This is a genomic window from Bradyrhizobium sp. SRS-191, assembly GCF_024586915.1.
Taxonomy (GTDB): Bacteria; Pseudomonadota; Alphaproteobacteria; order Rhizobiales; family Xanthobacteraceae; genus Bradyrhizobium.
The window spans coordinates 50,293-65,235 of sequence record NZ_JANBVS010000019.1 but is presented as its reverse complement, the minus strand read 5'-3'; the positions used below and the strand labels follow the sequence as shown (position 1 = coordinate 65,235).

Annotated in this window: 18 protein-coding genes; 17 read left to right on the top strand and 1 reads right to left on the bottom strand. The window is 61.4% G+C overall.

Annotation, left to right across the window (positions count from 1 at the left end; genetic code table 11):
- Positions 1-7: 7 nt before the first annotated feature.
- Entirely contained in the window at positions 8-490 is a 483-nt protein-coding gene (locus NLR35_RS27450) for a DUF411 domain-containing protein (protein ID WP_257169664.1), read from the top strand.
- An 86-nt stretch (positions 491-576) separates the two neighbouring features.
- Here NLR35_RS27450 and NLR35_RS27445 read toward each other — a convergent pair whose 3' ends face one another.
- Positions 577-819, bottom strand: coding sequence for a hypothetical protein (locus NLR35_RS27445; RefSeq protein WP_257169663.1), 243 nt, complete (start codon positions 817-819; stop codon positions 577-579).
- A gap of 174 nt (positions 820-993) precedes the next feature.
- Between NLR35_RS27445 and NLR35_RS27440 the strand changes: the two genes are divergently transcribed.
- The 16 genes from NLR35_RS27440 (at position 994) to NLR35_RS27365 (ending at position 14,935) form a co-directional block, all read left to right on the top strand.
- Positions 994-1,650: a Spy/CpxP family protein refolding chaperone gene (locus NLR35_RS27440; RefSeq protein ID WP_257169662.1), complete on the top strand. Its 657-nt coding sequence runs from the start codon at positions 994-996 to the stop codon at positions 1,648-1,650.
- Positions 1,651-1,798: 148 nt separating this feature from the next.
- Positions 1,799-2,056 carry a DUF2933 domain-containing protein gene (locus NLR35_RS27435; protein WP_257169661.1) on the top strand — a complete coding sequence of 86 codons (258 nt, stop codon included), beginning with the start codon at positions 1,799-1,801 and terminating at the stop codon, positions 2,054-2,056.
- Positions 2,056-2,730: an isoprenylcysteine carboxylmethyltransferase family protein gene (locus tag NLR35_RS27430; RefSeq protein WP_257169660.1), complete on the top strand. Its 675-nt coding sequence runs from the start codon at positions 2,056-2,058 to the stop codon at positions 2,728-2,730. Before NLR35_RS27435 ends, NLR35_RS27430 begins: the two co-directional genes overlap by 1 nt.
- Before the next feature lie 13 nt (positions 2,731-2,743).
- Entirely contained in the window at positions 2,744-3,184 is a 441-nt protein-coding gene (locus NLR35_RS27425) for a hypothetical protein (protein ID WP_257169659.1), read from the top strand.
- Positions 3,181-3,888, top strand: a complete 708-nt coding sequence (locus tag NLR35_RS27420) for an ABC transporter ATP-binding protein (protein ID WP_257169658.1) — start codon at positions 3,181-3,183, stop codon at positions 3,886-3,888. Before NLR35_RS27425 ends, NLR35_RS27420 begins: the two co-directional genes overlap by 4 nt.
- A gap of 4 nt (positions 3,889-3,892) precedes the next feature.
- A complete protein-coding gene (locus tag NLR35_RS27415; protein ID WP_257169657.1) occupies positions 3,893-6,256 on the top strand; it encodes an ABC transporter permease in 2,364 nt (787 codons plus the stop codon).
- A 2-nt stretch (positions 6,257-6,258) separates the two neighbouring features.
- Positions 6,259-7,497 (top strand): efflux RND transporter periplasmic adaptor subunit, encoded by a 1,239-nt coding sequence (locus NLR35_RS27410; RefSeq protein WP_257169656.1) that lies wholly within the window; start codon positions 6,259-6,261, stop codon positions 7,495-7,497.
- Positions 7,498-8,216: 719 nt separating this feature from the next.
- Positions 8,217-8,861: a c-type cytochrome gene (locus tag NLR35_RS27405; protein WP_257169655.1), complete on the top strand. Its 645-nt coding sequence runs from the start codon at positions 8,217-8,219 to the stop codon at positions 8,859-8,861.
- Positions 8,858-9,604 carry an ABC transporter ATP-binding protein gene (locus NLR35_RS27400; RefSeq protein WP_257169654.1) on the top strand — a complete coding sequence of 249 codons (747 nt, stop codon included), beginning with the start codon at positions 8,858-8,860 and terminating at the stop codon, positions 9,602-9,604. The genes NLR35_RS27405 and NLR35_RS27400 overlap by 4 nt, the downstream gene beginning before the upstream one ends.
- The gene (locus NLR35_RS27395) at positions 9,591-10,964 is read left to right on the top strand and encodes an ABC transporter permease (protein ID WP_257169653.1); all 1,374 of its coding nucleotides are present in this window, start codon (positions 9,591-9,593) and stop codon (positions 10,962-10,964) included. The genes NLR35_RS27400 and NLR35_RS27395 overlap by 14 nt, the downstream gene beginning before the upstream one ends.
- A gap of 29 nt (positions 10,965-10,993) precedes the next feature.
- Positions 10,994-11,686, top strand: coding sequence for a hypothetical protein (locus NLR35_RS27390; RefSeq protein WP_257169652.1), 693 nt, complete (start codon positions 10,994-10,996; stop codon positions 11,684-11,686).
- Between the two features lie 234 nt (positions 11,687-11,920).
- Complete coding sequence (locus NLR35_RS27385; RefSeq protein WP_257169733.1) at positions 11,921-12,517, top strand: superoxide dismutase; 597 nt, start codon at positions 11,921-11,923, stop codon at positions 12,515-12,517.
- Positions 12,518-12,649: 132 nt separating this feature from the next.
- The gene (locus NLR35_RS27380; protein ID WP_257169651.1) at positions 12,650-12,781 is read left to right on the top strand and encodes a hypothetical protein; all 132 of its coding nucleotides are present in this window, start codon (positions 12,650-12,652) and stop codon (positions 12,779-12,781) included.
- 467 nt (positions 12,782-13,248) lie between these two features.
- Positions 13,249-13,542 carry a hypothetical protein gene (locus tag NLR35_RS27375; RefSeq protein WP_257169650.1) on the top strand — a complete coding sequence of 98 codons (294 nt, stop codon included), beginning with the start codon at positions 13,249-13,251 and terminating at the stop codon, positions 13,540-13,542.
- 425 nt (positions 13,543-13,967) lie between these two features.
- The gene (locus NLR35_RS27370; protein ID WP_257169649.1) at positions 13,968-14,558 is read left to right on the top strand and encodes a superoxide dismutase; all 591 of its coding nucleotides are present in this window, start codon (positions 13,968-13,970) and stop codon (positions 14,556-14,558) included.
- A gap of 38 nt (positions 14,559-14,596) precedes the next feature.
- Positions 14,597-14,935, top strand: coding sequence for a hypothetical protein (locus NLR35_RS27365; protein ID WP_257169648.1), 339 nt, complete (start codon positions 14,597-14,599; stop codon positions 14,933-14,935).
- The last annotated feature ends 8 nt before the right edge of the window (positions 14,936-14,943 follow it).

Here is a 14,943-nt window from a genome sequence, read left to right as displayed (position 1 = left end):
GCGCGCGATGAAACATGAAGCCTATCCGCTCACCCGCCGGTCGGTCCTGTCGCTTGTCACGGCCGGAATGCTGGCGGTGCCTGTGGCCGCGGCATTTGCTGAGGAGGTGATCGTCAGGGTGCACAAGGACCCGAACTGCGGCTGCTGTTCAGGCTGGGTGCAACATCTGCGCGACGCCGGATATGCCGTAAAGGTAGACGAGACCTCCGACCTGGAGTCGGTCAGGGCACATCTTCATGTTCCCGCGAACTTGGCGGCATGTCACACGGCCGAGGTCGCAGGCTACGTTGTCGAAGGGCACGTGCCTGCCGCGGCCATCCGTCGCCTGCTCCTTGAGCGCCCAAATGCGCTGGGAGTCGCCGTACCCGGCATGCCGACCGGATCACCCGGCATGGAGGGCGGTCGCCCCGTACCCTATTCGGTCGTGCTGTTCGGGGCGGACGGACAGCGGCCGTTCATGCGCTTTGTCGGAGACCGGGCGGTCGGCTGACGCCATGGTGGGCGTGCCGATGCCGACCGGTTTACTGCCGCGCTCCGTCCGCGATGGTTCGTTGCCGTCACGGACGGAGGAATACGCTACTTCTTGTCGCCCATGTGGTGCGGCTGCGAACTGGTCGGGCCGCCCGTGTAGTGATGACCTCCGGACGCTCCGTCCTTGGTGGACCCACCCGTGTCCTTCTTCCCCATGTGATGAGGGACTTCAGTCTTCGGACCGCCGTTGTAGTGGTGACCGTTCTTCTCCGTGTCAGCGCTTTGCGCCATGGCGGGTACGGCAAGTGCGGCGCCGGCGACGAGGGCAATTAATGTTCTGGTGATCATCTCAGTTCTCCCGGTGAATGATCCGCGATCGAAGCAGAGTGCGCGAGCGGAACTTTGTTGCAGCACAAGTTCAAATCAGTTGGCCCCCGCAGCTCGACACATTGACGTGAATCAATGGATCGACGCTGAATGCAGTCATCCTGAGGACTGACCATCCTCATCCAGGAGTTTGCCATGCGTGCTTTGACCTTTGCTGCTGCACTCCTCGTCACGACACTCGGACACGCCGCCTGGGCGCAATCGGCCGCCGAACACGAAGGGCATCATCCCGACCAGAAGCAGGAACAGGCGAAGGCAAAGGCGGATCAGCCTGCGCCGACGGGCTCTCCGAGCATGAATGGCGGTGGGATGATGGGCGGGAGGATGCCCATGATGGACATGGCGAAGATGATGGAGATGATGCGTCCGTCCGGCGACGGAATGGGCATGGATAGTATCGATCACATCGAGGGTCGGATCGCGTTCCTTCGGACCGAGCTCAAGATCACCGATGCGCAGCAGCCCACCTGGAACGCCTTCGCCGATGCGCTGCGGACCAATGCCAAGACGTTGGGGGAGATGCGCGGCTCGATGATGTCGCAGCAGGGCGCCGGTGCTGCTGGTCTGGTGGAAAAGCTCGCGTTCCAGGAGAAATGGCTCGCGGCTCGGCTCGAAGGCACCCGCGCGATGAAATCGACGCTTACGAACCTGGTCTCGGCGTTTTCCGACGAGCAGAAGAAGGCGGCTGACGAGCTGCTCGCGCCGCAGATGGGCATGATGCCGATGATGTCCGCAATGCGGGGCGGGGCGACAATGGGCATGGGCATGCAGCGCGGCAAGCCGATGCAATAACCTGCAAGGGCAGGATTTGCTCCGGCGGTCCCCGTTGGAGGGCGCCAACGAACAAGGGCCAGTGAGTCTTGCGGCCTGCCGCTGCTGATCGCGCGCAACAATGATGGCAACGGCGCCGCTAAGCCTCATCAACGAGAGGAGCCAGCCCATGTCGGTGCAGGACCATCCCGCGTATCGAGAGCGCCCTCATCGGGGCATGTCCACGAAATCCAAGGCCGGCTTTGTTCTGATCGGGTTCCTCATCATCGCCGGCGCGCTCTTGTTCACCGAGCACAGGGCGCACGTGCTCGGGGTTCTGATCTGGGCGCCGCTGCTTGCCTGCCCGCTGATGCACTTGTTCATGCATCACGGCGGCCACGGCCACCATCACGCCGAGCCCCAGCCGCCTGACGGAAGGAGGCAGTGATGCACGACACAGCGCCGGCCTACGGCCTTTGGAGCCTGGTCATCGTCAACTCGGTGGTCTTCATCCTGTTTGCCTACAGCTTTTTCAAGCCGCAGACGTCGCGTGACTGGCGCTCCTTCAGCGCTTTCAGCGCCTTCCTGGTGGCGCTGTTCGTGGAGATGTACGGCTTCCCGCTCACCATCTACTTCCTGTCGGGCTGGCTACAGTCGCACTATCCGAATGTTGATTGGTTCTCGCACGACGCGGGTCACCTCCTTGAGATGCTGTTCGGCTGGAAGACCAATCCGCATGCCGGACCGTTCCATATCCTGAGCTTCATCTTTATCGGTGCGGGCTTTCTGTTGATCTCCGCCGCCTGGCGGGTGCTGTACGATGCGCAGCAGACCCGCAGCCTTGCGACCACCCGTCCCTACAGCTACGTCCGGCACCCGCAGTATGTCGGCTTCATCCTCGTCATGTTCGGCTTCCTGCTGCAGTGGCCGACGATTCTGACGCTGGCGATGTTTCCGGTGCTGACCGTCATGTACGTGAAGCTGGCGCGCGGCGAGGAGCGGGATGCGCGAGCGCAATTCGGCGCAGCATACGACCTCTACGCCGCCGAGGTGCCGGGATTCATTCCGAAGATCGGCCGTGTTCTGGGGCGGGCGCCCTCGAGCGACTACCGCCACGGCTGATGGAGATGTCCCGATGCGCAAGGAAGCAGCTCGGTGGACGCTTTCCTCCCTCCTGCTCGTCGGATCGGGAGTCCTGCTGATCGGCGTCGGCCTCTACTTCCTGTTCGTCCGGCCGTCGCTGCTACCCGAGGACGTCAGGTTCATGAAACTGACCCCCGCCGAGCTGCAACTGGTCGGGGACAGACTAGGATCGTGGCTCCTTCACGTGTTTCGCGTGATGGGCGGCTACATCGTCGCCACGGGCGTTCTCGCGGTCACCTTGGCGACCACGTCCCTCCGCGATCACCATCCAATTGCTGCAATCGGCTCCATGGTCGCCGGTGCAGCCTCGATCGGCCTGATGGCGGCCGTCAACTTCATGATCGCTTCCGATTTCAAGTGGGTTTTGCTGGGAATGGCCTTGGTATGGGCGCTCAGCCTGGCAGCCTTTGCGTGGGAGGCAGCCCGTTCATGACACAACCTGTCTTCACCGCGAAAGGACTGACCAAGACCTATGTCTCCGGCGAAGTGAAGGTGCATGCCCTGAACGATGTCCATCTCGAGATCGCCGAGAAGGAGGTGGTCGTCCTGCTCGGGCCGTCCGGCAGTGGCAAGACGACGTTGCTCAACATCATGGGCGGTCTCGACCGGCCGACCAGCGGTCGGCTGTTCTTCCGCGAGCTTGATCTGACAGATCTCGAAGACCGCGAGCTCACGAAGTATCGCCGCGACCACGTCGGCTTCGTCTTCCAGTTCTACAATCTGGTGCCGAGCCTCACCGCCTACGAAAATGTGGCCCTGGTGACGGAGGTTTCCAACCAGCCGATGCGACCCGCGGACGCTTTGGCTTTGGTGGGCCTGGAGGAGCGCATGCACCACTTTCCGGCCCAGCTATCCGGCGGCGAGCAGCAGCGCGTGGCGATCGCCCGCGCGATCGCGAAGCGCCCGGCGGTGCTGCTCTGCGACGAGCCGACCGGCGCGCTGGATTCGAAGACCGGCATTCGCGTCATCGAGGCGCTGCTGGGTGTGAACAAGCAGCTCGGCACCACGACAGTCATCATTACGCACAACGCCAGCATTCAGGAGGTCGCCGACCGGGTGCTGTTCTTCGCCGACGGCCGGATCTCCAGGATCCAGAAGAACGAGACACGGCAGGAAGCGACCGAGCTCACGTGGTGACGGCATGACGGCGCTCGACATCAAGCTGTTCCGGGACGTCGGGCGGCTCTGGGCGCAGGTGCTCGCCGTAGCGCTGGTCGTCGCAGGGGGCGTGGCGACGCTCGTGCTCGCGGTTGGCTCCCATCGATCGTTGGAGGAGACCCGGGTCGCGTACTACGAACGCTACGGCTTCGGCGACGTATTCGCTCAGGCCAAGCGCGCCCCCAAGGCGCTCGCCGGCAGTATCGGCGAGATACCCGGCGTCGCCGCCGTCGACACCAGGATCGCCAGGCTCGCATTGCTGGACATTCCCGGCTTCTCGGAGCCCGCCAGCGCGCAGTTCGTTTCGCTCCCCGACAGTGGCGAGCCGCATCTCAACCGGCTCTACATACGCTCCGGGCGCCTTCCCGAGCCGGGACGGACGGAAGAAGTGGTGGTCAATGAACCCTTCGCCCGGGCCCACCGTTTCTCGGAAGGGGCGCGGTTCTCGGCCATCCTGAACGGGAAGAAGCGCGAGCTGGTCATCGTCGGCACGGCGCTGTCACCGGAGTTCGTCTATACCGTTGGGCCGGGCGATCTGATGCCGGATGACCGTCGCTACGCCATCGTATGGATGTCGGAGAAGGCGCTCGCCGGCGTCTACGATCTCGACGGCGCCTTCTCGGCGGTGTCGGTCAAGCTGCAGCCCGGCGCATCCGAGCGCGAGGTGATCGCGCGGCTCGACGCTTTGCTCGACCCATACGGCGGGCAGGCGGCCCACGGCCGGAAGGACCAGACCTCGCACGCCTGGCTCGATCATGAGCTCGACATGCTCAACAACATGAGCCGGACGCTGCCGCCGATCTTTCTGCTGGTGGCCGCGTTCCTGGTCAATCTCACCTTGAACAGGCTGGTCGCGCTCGAGCGCGAGCAGATCGGTCTCCTGAAGGCGCTGGGCTATTCCGATGGCAGCATCGTGCTTCACTATTTCAAGTTCGTGGCGCTGATCGTCGTGATCGGAGTGACCCTGGGCGGTATCGCCGGCACTTGGCTCGGACTTCGCGTCACCGCGCTATTCGGCGAGTTCTTCCACTTCCCGTTCCTGGTGTTCGCGAAGTCGCCGGACCTTTACATCACAGCAGGCGCGCTCAGCGCGAGCGCCGCTGGGATAGGCGCGCTGCGGGCGCTGCGGGAAGTGGTGAAGCTGCCGCCCGCCGTCGGCATGCAGCCGCTGGCCCCGCCGGTCTATCGGCGGCTGCTGCCGGCGAGCATCCAGCTCGACCAATTCGTATCGCAGCCGACACTGATTATGATCCGCAACATCGCGCGGCATCCCGTCCGGGCCGCGTTCACGACGCTTGGTATGGCGCTCGCCACCGCGATCCTGGTCGTCTCGCTGTTCACGCGGGACACCATGGAGCAACTGATCGACGTAACTTACTTCCTCGCCGACCGGCAGGACGCGACCATAGGCTTTTCGGAGAAGCGGATCGAGAACGTTGTGGAGCAGGTGAGCCGGCTTCCGGGCGTTCTCGCCGCAGAGCCGTTCCGGGAAGTGCCCGTCCGAATCCGCCATGGCAACGTCGAACGGCGGATCACGATCAGCGGCCGGCCCGTGAATGCCGACCTCAGGCGCATCATCGACGCCGACCTCCGGCCCGTCGTGCTTCCTGAGACGGGCCTCGCGATCTCCAGCATGCTCGGTCAAATCCTCGGAGTCGGGGCCGGCGACACCGTCGAGCTCGATCTGCTCGAGGGCGCCCGTCGCACCGTGACGATGCCGATCGTGGCTACAGTCGAGGACTATTTCGGCATCAGGGGAATGATGGACATCGAGGCGCTTCGGAAGCTGATGCGCGAGGCGCCCGTGGTGAACAGCGTGAACCTCAGCCTCGACGAGAACCGGAAAGAGGACTTCTACGCGGCGGTGAAGTCCATGCCGACGGTCGGCGGCGTGGCGCTGCAGCGCGTGTCCCTTGCCAATTTCCGCAAAACGGTCGCACTGCTCATCACGACCATGGCGAGCATCTACACTGGGCTCGCCGCCGTGATCGCGTTCGGCGTTGTCTACAACAATGCGCGGATTTCGCTCTCCGAACGCGCCCGTGAGCTGGCGAGCCTGCGGGTGCTGGGCTTCACGCGCGGCGAGGTTCTGCGCATCCTGCTGCTCGAGCTCGCGATCCTCACGCTGATCGCGCAGCCGCCAGGGTGGGTGATGGGTTATGGCCTCGCATGGGTCATGAAGACAAACCTTGCCGGCGAGCTGATGCGCGTCCGGCTGGTGGTGGAGCATTCGACCTACGTCATCGCCACGTCCGTGGTTGTATTGGCTGCGGTCGCCTCCGCAGCGGTGATCCGCCATCGCATCGATAAACTGGACCTCGTCGCGGTCCTCAAGACACGAGATTAGCCATGCCAGCAAGGTGGACCAAACGTATCGTCGGTGCTGCGGCTATGGGCGCGATCGCAACTGGACTCATCTGGTTCGGCTGGCCCCGACCGGTGCTGGTGGATCTTGCGACCGTCACGAAAGGGCCGATCGAAGTCACCGCCGAGGATGACGGGAAGACCCGCGTCCGTCACGTCTATACGGTTTCTGCACCGATCGCAGGCAAGGTCCTCAGGATTTCGCATCCGCTCGGCGAGCAGGGTCCATCCCTTCACGTCGGCGACGAGGTCGTAGCCAATCAGACCGTCGTCGCCCTGATGCAGCCGACGCTTCCGGGCTTCATCGACGTGCGCTCGCGCGACCAACTTCAGGCCGAGGTGCTGGCTGCGGACGCCGCAATTCAGCAGCAGGAAGCTGAGGTGAAACGGATCGAAGCCGCGCTGGACTTCTCCCGGACTGAATTCCAGCGGGCCCAGGCGCTCCTGCGCACGCAGTCCACCTCGGCACAGGCCTTCGACAAGGCAAAATTCGATGTGGCCACCAACGAGGCCGCCCTGGCCAGCGCGCAGGCTCAGGTCGATATGCGCCGCGCGGTGCGAACCAGCCTGGCGGCCCGGTTGATGGACCCCGCCAACGCCGTGCCGGCCGCGGAGCTGACGTGCTGCGTTCGGGTGCTCGCGCCAGCGAGCGGACGGGTGCTGAAGATCATTCAGGACAGCGAAGCGACGGTTCTGCCCGGGACACCGCTGGTCGACATAGGGAACCCCCTCGATCTGGAGGTCGTGGCCGACTTGCTGTCGACCGATGCGGTCCAGATCAAGGCGGGAGCGCCTGTCCGGATCGACGGCTGGGGCGGACAGCCCATCAAGGGGAAGGTGGTGCGCGTTGACCCCGCCGGCTTCCTGAAGGTCTCAGCCTTGGGCATCGAGGAGCAGCGGGTCCGCGTGACGATCGATTTCGCGGATCCACCGGAAACCTGGAGCTCGCTTGGCCACGACTACCGGGTCGTCGTCCGCGTCACCACGTGGAGCGCTTCGGAGGCACTGACCGTGCCAATAAGCGCCTTGTTCCGAAAGGGCGACCAGTGGGCCGTTTTTGCCGATGACAACGGCCGGGCCAAAGTCGCCCTCGCAAGCATAGGCCATCGAAACAGCCGGTTGGCAGAGGTCATCTCCGGGCTCGCTGCAGGCGATCGGGTCGTGCTCCACCCCAGCGACCGGATTACAGATGGAAGCCGGATTGCGCAGCGGGATGAACGTTGAGAGAGCAGCGTATGCGAGGGAGGAATGCACCGCGATGCGAGTTCGTCGGCGGCACTAAGTATTCGATTGCAATCAAACGGCTTCCGCGGCGCGCTTGTCTCGCAAGGCCGTGACGATATGGCATCGATCCATCGGCGCAGAACGCGCAGTAGCCGATGTAAAGTTAGACTAAACTTGAACCAATCGACGGACAGTGCGCCGAACAATGCGTCGCCCGGATGATGAGATCTAATACCGTCCCTCCATATCCAGTGCGGCGAAGAACAAACAGCAAGAAATGGCTGATCAAATTCGAAAGCTACGCCTTGGCTAAGCCAGCAGCTGGGCGTAACCGGGCTCTCTGCCGCGGCTGCCGCCGGGCTTCTGCATCTATGCAGCGCTTACCGCGGTCGCGGTGCTGCAGTTTTTTGCCCAGGTACCGTCCTCGGCACACTGATCTATGCTCATGCCGGAGCTCGGCGATGTCGATCAATGCAAGGGCCGCCGACCTGGGTCGCTCCTCATCAGTCGATCGGCTGCGCGGCTTTGCGGAGCTCAATCGGGCGCTTGATCAAATGGACTTGATCAAGCAATTCTTTGGGCCAAACCGGCGATCGCGGAACCTGCTTTCGAATTGACAGGTCGAATCCCTTTGGCACTATCCCGACCTTGGGGATAGCGATCTCCCCACGAGGCGACATGCCCAAGCATCGCGTCCGGTTTTCCGAGATGGACGCTGCATGCCCGTTTTTCACCGCACAAACGCCACTGAATGCACTGCGATCTTGCGACCAGCGTCGTTGCCACGGGTCATGGTCGCGCGCGCGATAACCATCGCCACTTCAGCAGATGCCGCAGAAACGGGGAACGGTAGGGCCGAGGCATGTCTGTCTTGTCATGGCGAGAGTGGAATTTCCCAGGCGGAGAACACGCCCTCGCTCGCGGCGCAACCCGATCGGTTCCTGCAATGGCAACTGGTCTACTTCCGCAGTGGAGCCCGCAAGAATGAACTCATGGGTCCGATCGCGGAGCAGCTCAGCAACACGGATATTCGTGATTTCGCCGCCTACTTCGGTGCTTTCAAAGCTCAGGGCGTCTCTAGCAGCGCGCGCGATGATAGTCCGGAACTGACCGAGGCCGCCAGGAAAGCGATCGCCGCCGGAAGGTGCGCCTCCTGTCACGGCGATAATCTTACAGGCAGCGAGGCTGTCGTCCGCATTGCCAGGCAGCGTGAGGATTATCTCAACAAGGCGCTGCATGATTGCGGGTCGGGGCAGCCGGTTGGCGGCGGCGTCGCGGGCATGGCCGACGTGGGGTATTCACTAAGCAAGGAGCATCTTGCGGCCCTGGCTAACTACCTTTCGCGCCAGCGGGCAAGACAATGACGTCCGCGCACTTCAACTTCAATGAGGACAAGCCATTCGTGGAGGTCCTGCACGCGAACGACCTCACCAAGCGTTATGGCGATGAGGTCGCGATTGCGAATGTCTCGTTTTCGGTCGCCGCTGGTGAGATCATAGGCATCGTAGGTCCGAATGGCGCGGGCAAGACCACATTGCTCGAAGTCCTCGCTGGGCAGATAGCCTTGGATTCGGGAAACGTTGTGTGGCGTGGCCAGGCGCTGCCGGCGCCGCGCCGGAAGGAGGCGATCTTCTATATGCCCGACGGGATAAGACCTTATCAGGACCGGTTCGCCGGCGACGTGCTGCGTTTCGTTTCTGGCGTCTACGAGCGATCTCGAACAGTCGTAAGCAACGTCATCACTGCGGTGGAGCTTGCTCCCGTGCTGCGAAAACGCGTAAGCGCGCTGTCGAAAGGTTACAATCGACGACTGCTTCTCGCAATTGGGCTGCTGACACCTCAGGATGTGCTTCTGATGGACGAGCCTTTCGACGGCTTCGATATCAGGCAGAGCCGCAACATCATCCAGGTGCTCCGCAACTCGGCTGCCGGAGGCCGCACCCTGGTTTTGGCCATTCACCAGCTCGCGGATGCAGAGCGCGTCTGCGATCGATTCCTGCTTCTTGCCGGAGGAAAGGTGCGGGGCATCGGCACACTCCAAGAGTTGCGGACGCAAACCGCGCTGCCAGAGGGATCACTGGAGGACATCTTTCTTGCGCTTACTTGACGCGAACCGATTGCACAACGCGCGGCTGTACCCGCTCCTGGAAAAGGAGCTGGCGGAGATCATGAGCGGCCGGGCGCTATGGACTATGCTGCTCTTGGTCTGCCCGCTGGTTGGATACAGCTTCGTTCAGGCCGTATCGCTATACAGCGATGCCAGCGCCGCGGCATTGCAGTCGCCAGCGGCAGCGACAAGCCTATCACCGCTGGACGGGATCCTGCTTCCGACGTTCGGATCTTTTTACGTTGCAGTCACGTTGTTGTTTCCTTTTGTGGCCATCCGGGTGCTCGGGCAGGAGAAGGAATCCGGCTCGTTGCGCCTTCTCGTCCAACTCCCTTATCGCTCCTCGACGATCATTGTGATGAAGCTTGCCGCCGTCCTCGCTGCGTGGGTTTTCGTCAGCATTCCCGCGCTTTCCGCGCTGGGAGTCTGGCTCCTTCTCGGCGGACACCTGGCACCAACTGAGACACTGAACCTTGTGTTCGGTCATGTACTGTACGGGTTGTTGGTGGGAAGCATTGCGTTGTTCGCGACAACGATATCCGATAACGCTGCAACCGCCGCAATTATCGCGCTTGCAGCAACAATTGGTTCATTGGTGCTCGATTTCACACTGGCTGGCCGCTCTGGTTGGTCAGCGTGGATCGCGGAATTGTCACTAACTCAAACGCTGCGCACCTTCGAGCAGGGACTGCTGTCAGTCGGACTCGTGCTCGGGATTTCGACCGTGATTTGCGGTCTTGCCGCACTCTCCACCGTCTGGCTGCGACCCGGTACCGCAATGCGGGGAAAATTCACCCGCTCGGTCCTGTGCGTGCTCATGATGATTGCCGCGCTGGGTATCGCGACACAGATCGGAAGATCCTTTGACCTCAGCGAGGATCGAAGAAACTCGTTTCCTTCGGCCGATCAGCAATTGCTCACTACGCTTCGGCTTCCGTTGGTTATCATAGTCAATCTCGTTCCCGAGGACCCGCGCTACATAGACCTTAAGCGCAATGTGCTCGGCAAGCTCGAGCGCGCGGTGCCGAACGTATCAATCGAGGTCGCGGGCAGCCGGCAGGATTTCGCGGGCAGATCAGATGACTACGGCCAGATCGAATATGTGTACCGCAATCGCTCCGATGTGAGCCGCTCAACCAGTCCACGCGAGATACTACCACTCTTGTATGGTTTGGCCGGGGTGCAGCCGCCCCAGGCCGCTCTGGGAGTGGACTATCCCGGCTATCCGCTGGTCACGAGCGCTGACGCGTCGCTGTTTTGGTTTTTCGGCGGCCTGCCGCTGCTGATTGCATTCGCTTGGTGGAGAAGCCGTCACCCACGCGCGGTCAAGCTCGCCGCATTCGAAGGAGGCCAATCATGAGGACGAACAGGGGCACGAGATCTGCCATCGTGGCCGCAATCGGCTTTGCGGCACTGGCTTTGCCGGGCTTGGCCGCCCAGCCAACGACTATCGACCTATCCGGCGAAACCGTCGGCGCCGAACCGAAATCGTTTGTGCCGGTCGTCGGCTTCTGGCGGATTGAGCAAGACGACGGAAAGAAGGTTCTCGTCGTGGACGGCCGCCAATGGAAGGAGGGGCAATCCTCGGCCGGTATCGCCGACAAGGCCCGCGCCCTCTATGGCGAACGCTACGCGGAGTTCCTCGATCGCGTGCAGGCTTATGCCTATTACCCTTATGTTGTCGCGCCGGACATACAAGATTTCACCGACGGCGAGATCACGGTACGCTTCCAGGGACTGTCCGGCCGCATCGATCAGGGCGCCGGCATCTTGTTCAATCTGAAGCCAAATGGCGATTACCTCACCATCCGCGCCAACTGTCTTGAGGACAATCTCGTCCTCTGGAAGGTTGAGAAGGGCAAGCGCTCGTCAGTCAAATGGGTACGAAACACGCCGACCGCGACGCACGAGTGGCACGATCTGAAGGTTCGTATCAGCGGAACCAAGGTTGAGGCTTATCTCGATGGAAAACTGTATCTGGAACACACGCTCGCGCAGCCGGTTTCAGGGCGCATCGGGCTATGGTCGAAAGCGGACAGTCACATGTATTTCTCTGATTATACGGTGACGTCGACCAATTGAGACCTGACGTGGAGCAGGCAACAAGCGCCAGATTTATGGCACTGCTGTGCCATGAGGCTGCAACATGCGGTCTCTATTGTGCGGGGATAGTTCAACACGAGGAGAGACTTGATGACCATGAATACCGAGCGACGAAACTTCATCGCAGGTGTTGGCGTTACCGCTGCATCGACGGCTGTGCTTGCGAGCACTCAGGCTTTTGCCCAAGGTAGCAACCAGGCTGGAGGTAAGGCTCTGCCTTATCAGGCCAAGCCGATGCCGTTTGATCCAAAATCCATCACGGGAATCTCAGAAAAGGTGCTCGTCAGCCACTACGAAAACAACTACGTTGGTGCGGTGAAGCGCCTTAACGCGATCGGCACGCAATTGGCTGAGCTTGACTTCGCCAAGGCGCCCAACTTCGTGATCAACGGATTGAAGCGCGAAGAACTGATCGCCTCGAATTCGATGATTCTGCACGAAATCTATTTCGACGGGCTAGGTGGCGCCTCGAAGCCAAGTGGCACGCTGGCAGATGCTATCGCCCGCGATTTTGGCAGCGTCGAGCGTTGGCGCGCGGAGTTTGCGGCCATGGGCAAAGCGGAAGGCGGCGGCTCGGGTTGGGTGATCCTTGCCTATTCGCCGCGCGACAAACGACTCGTCAATCAGTGGGCCGCGGACCATACGACGACGCTCGCGGGAGGGCGTCCGGTCCTGGTGCTCGATATGTATGAGCACGCTTATCATATGGACTACGGCGCCGCGGCGGCGCGCTACGTCGATATCTATATGGAAGCTATTCGTTGGGACAACGCGATCAAGCTTTACGAGCAATATAGCCGAGAGGCGTAGAAAGAGAACATGATCATGAGAGGACGAAAGCGACAGTTAAACGACTCGTCCCGAAGGGCAGCGTCTGACGGGATCCTGCCGCGACAGGAAGCTCTGCGACAACAATCCCTGGTGAGTTCGGACGAGGAGCGCATGATGGTCTTCGGCGGCGACGCGGAGCAGGTAAGTGCCGGCTTCATGCTTGCGCTCAGTGTGATGGAGTCCAATGCGGACTTGCTGACCGCGAACCCCGATCCGGCTCAGTTGAAGAACTGCGTGCGTTAACAGCTGGTGGCCGATTCGCGCCGAACTGGCGCGTCCGGAGTGAAGTTCCGGGCGCGAGAATTAAATCCGGTGATCGCCTGTCGTAAATGAGCCCCGCCTCAACTGTGAGACGGGCAATTAGAGGTGTGACAGCTTCCGGCTGACACACTCAGATGATACCGCCCGATGCGGCGTATTCTCCTGCTCCGCACGTCCCTGGCCTGCCTCACAATTGCGGAGGAGGGGGCCTACGTCTAGCGGTAGTGGCAAGCTCGTCTCCCAGGACGCTGTTGCCGGCGATTCGATGCGGCGCAGCTTCCTGACAAGGATTTCAGAAAGTCGTCAGTGGTGGTTCGCTGAGAGGGCAGGCAAGATCAATGTGATCCAGGCCTCGGCAAAGCAATCGCGAAGGGGACCTGAGGAGGCATCGAGCACAATAATTGTCGGTGGCCAGTTCGTCCAATTGAAGCCGCGAAGAGGAGTAAGCGATGGATCGAAGATGGATATTGGCTGGTGGCGGCGTCTTCCTCTTGGGCATAGCCGGAGCGGCCATGGTTTTCGCGGAGCCGAGCAAAGGCCCAGTCTTCATCGCGGGAGATCAACCCGTTACTGAGGATCAAGTGCGCCAGAAACTGCAATCTGACGGCTGGTCGAACGTACAAGTCGTTCGTGACGGACGATACCTCGAAGCGATCGGCTCAAAGAACGACCAAACCACGAGGGTTGCAGTCGACGCGCAGACCGGTCGGTTGCGCGCCGCCGATGACGACGATGATGACTGATTAAGACCCGATTGCCGCCGGTGTGCGGCAACGTTCTCGCGATAGGCTAGGTGAGGCTGGAAGCGTCTCTCGCCGGGACAGCGGTGGCTCGTGCCTGCGATCCCGACCGGCTGCCAAAGAGCATTCGCCGGCGATGGAAACCAAAGCTTCGGAACCGTTGACAAATCCAATTTTCTCGCAATATTTGCGCGTACGGGGAAGCGATCTCCCCGCGAGGCGACATGCCCAAGAATCGCGTCCGGTCTTTTCCGAGAAGGACGCCGCATGTCTGCCGCTTGCCCGCACATTTTCGAACGATTCCTCGTCGTGGCGCCGCGATGCCTGTGCACGTCGGTGCCCCTCTGTGTTGCACACAAAGCTTGGCTTCGGCCGGCCCGGCATAACAGCGGGCGTCGCTTACCATTCATCACTTAGGGAGGGCTGCCATGACCTATGTCGTGAAGCCGTTGTCCTGCGATCCGAACCGCATCCGCGGCATGTCGGAGCGCATGATCGTCAGTCATTACGAGAACAACTATGGCGGTGCGGTGAAGCGGCTGAATCTCATCGAGGAGAAGCTTGCCGAGCTCGATTATGCAAGTGTGCCCGGGTTTCTGATGAACGGGCTGAAACGCGAACAACTCATCGCGACAAATTCGATGATCTTACATGAAGCGTTCTTCGACAGTCTCGGCGACGAAAGCGAACCGGGAGCAAATCTGAAGGAGGCGCTGTCGCGCGATTTTGGTTCATACGAGCGCTGGCGAGCCGAATTTATCGCCATCGGCAAGGCGCTCGGCGGCGGCTCTGGCTGGGTGCTGCTGACCTGGTCGCCGCGGGATCGAAAGCTCACCAACCAATGGGCGTCCGATCACTGCCACACAATGGCTGGCGGCACACCCATTTTGGCGCTCGACATGTACGAGCATTCTTACCACATCGACTATGGCGCCAAGGCCGCGAACTACGTGGACGCCTTTATGGCGGCGATCAATTGGCCGGCTGTTCAACGTGCTTTACACGAGGTGCAGAAGTGATGCCGAGCTTACGGTATCTAGTCGCATCGATGACATGCATGACCATGCTGACGGTTGGATTTCGCGCGCAAGCGGGAGACCAATTCAGAATGTTGGATGGGAAGCAGATCCATACGCGTATCGTTGGTCAGGACATCACCGACGGATCGCATTGGTCGATGTATGTACGTCCAGACGGACTTCTTATTGGTGAAGAGTCGGGGAGCTCTTGGACGGGTAGCTGGAAGATCAGGAATGACAGGCTGTGTCTTGCGCTTCCGGCCACGACCTCAGCCGAGTGCAGTGAAGTCTGGATATCGGGGACGACTATCAGAATGCGTGCAGGCAAGGACGAGGAGACGTTTGACGCGATGGTCGCGGCCCATCGACGCAAGTGACGTAAGAG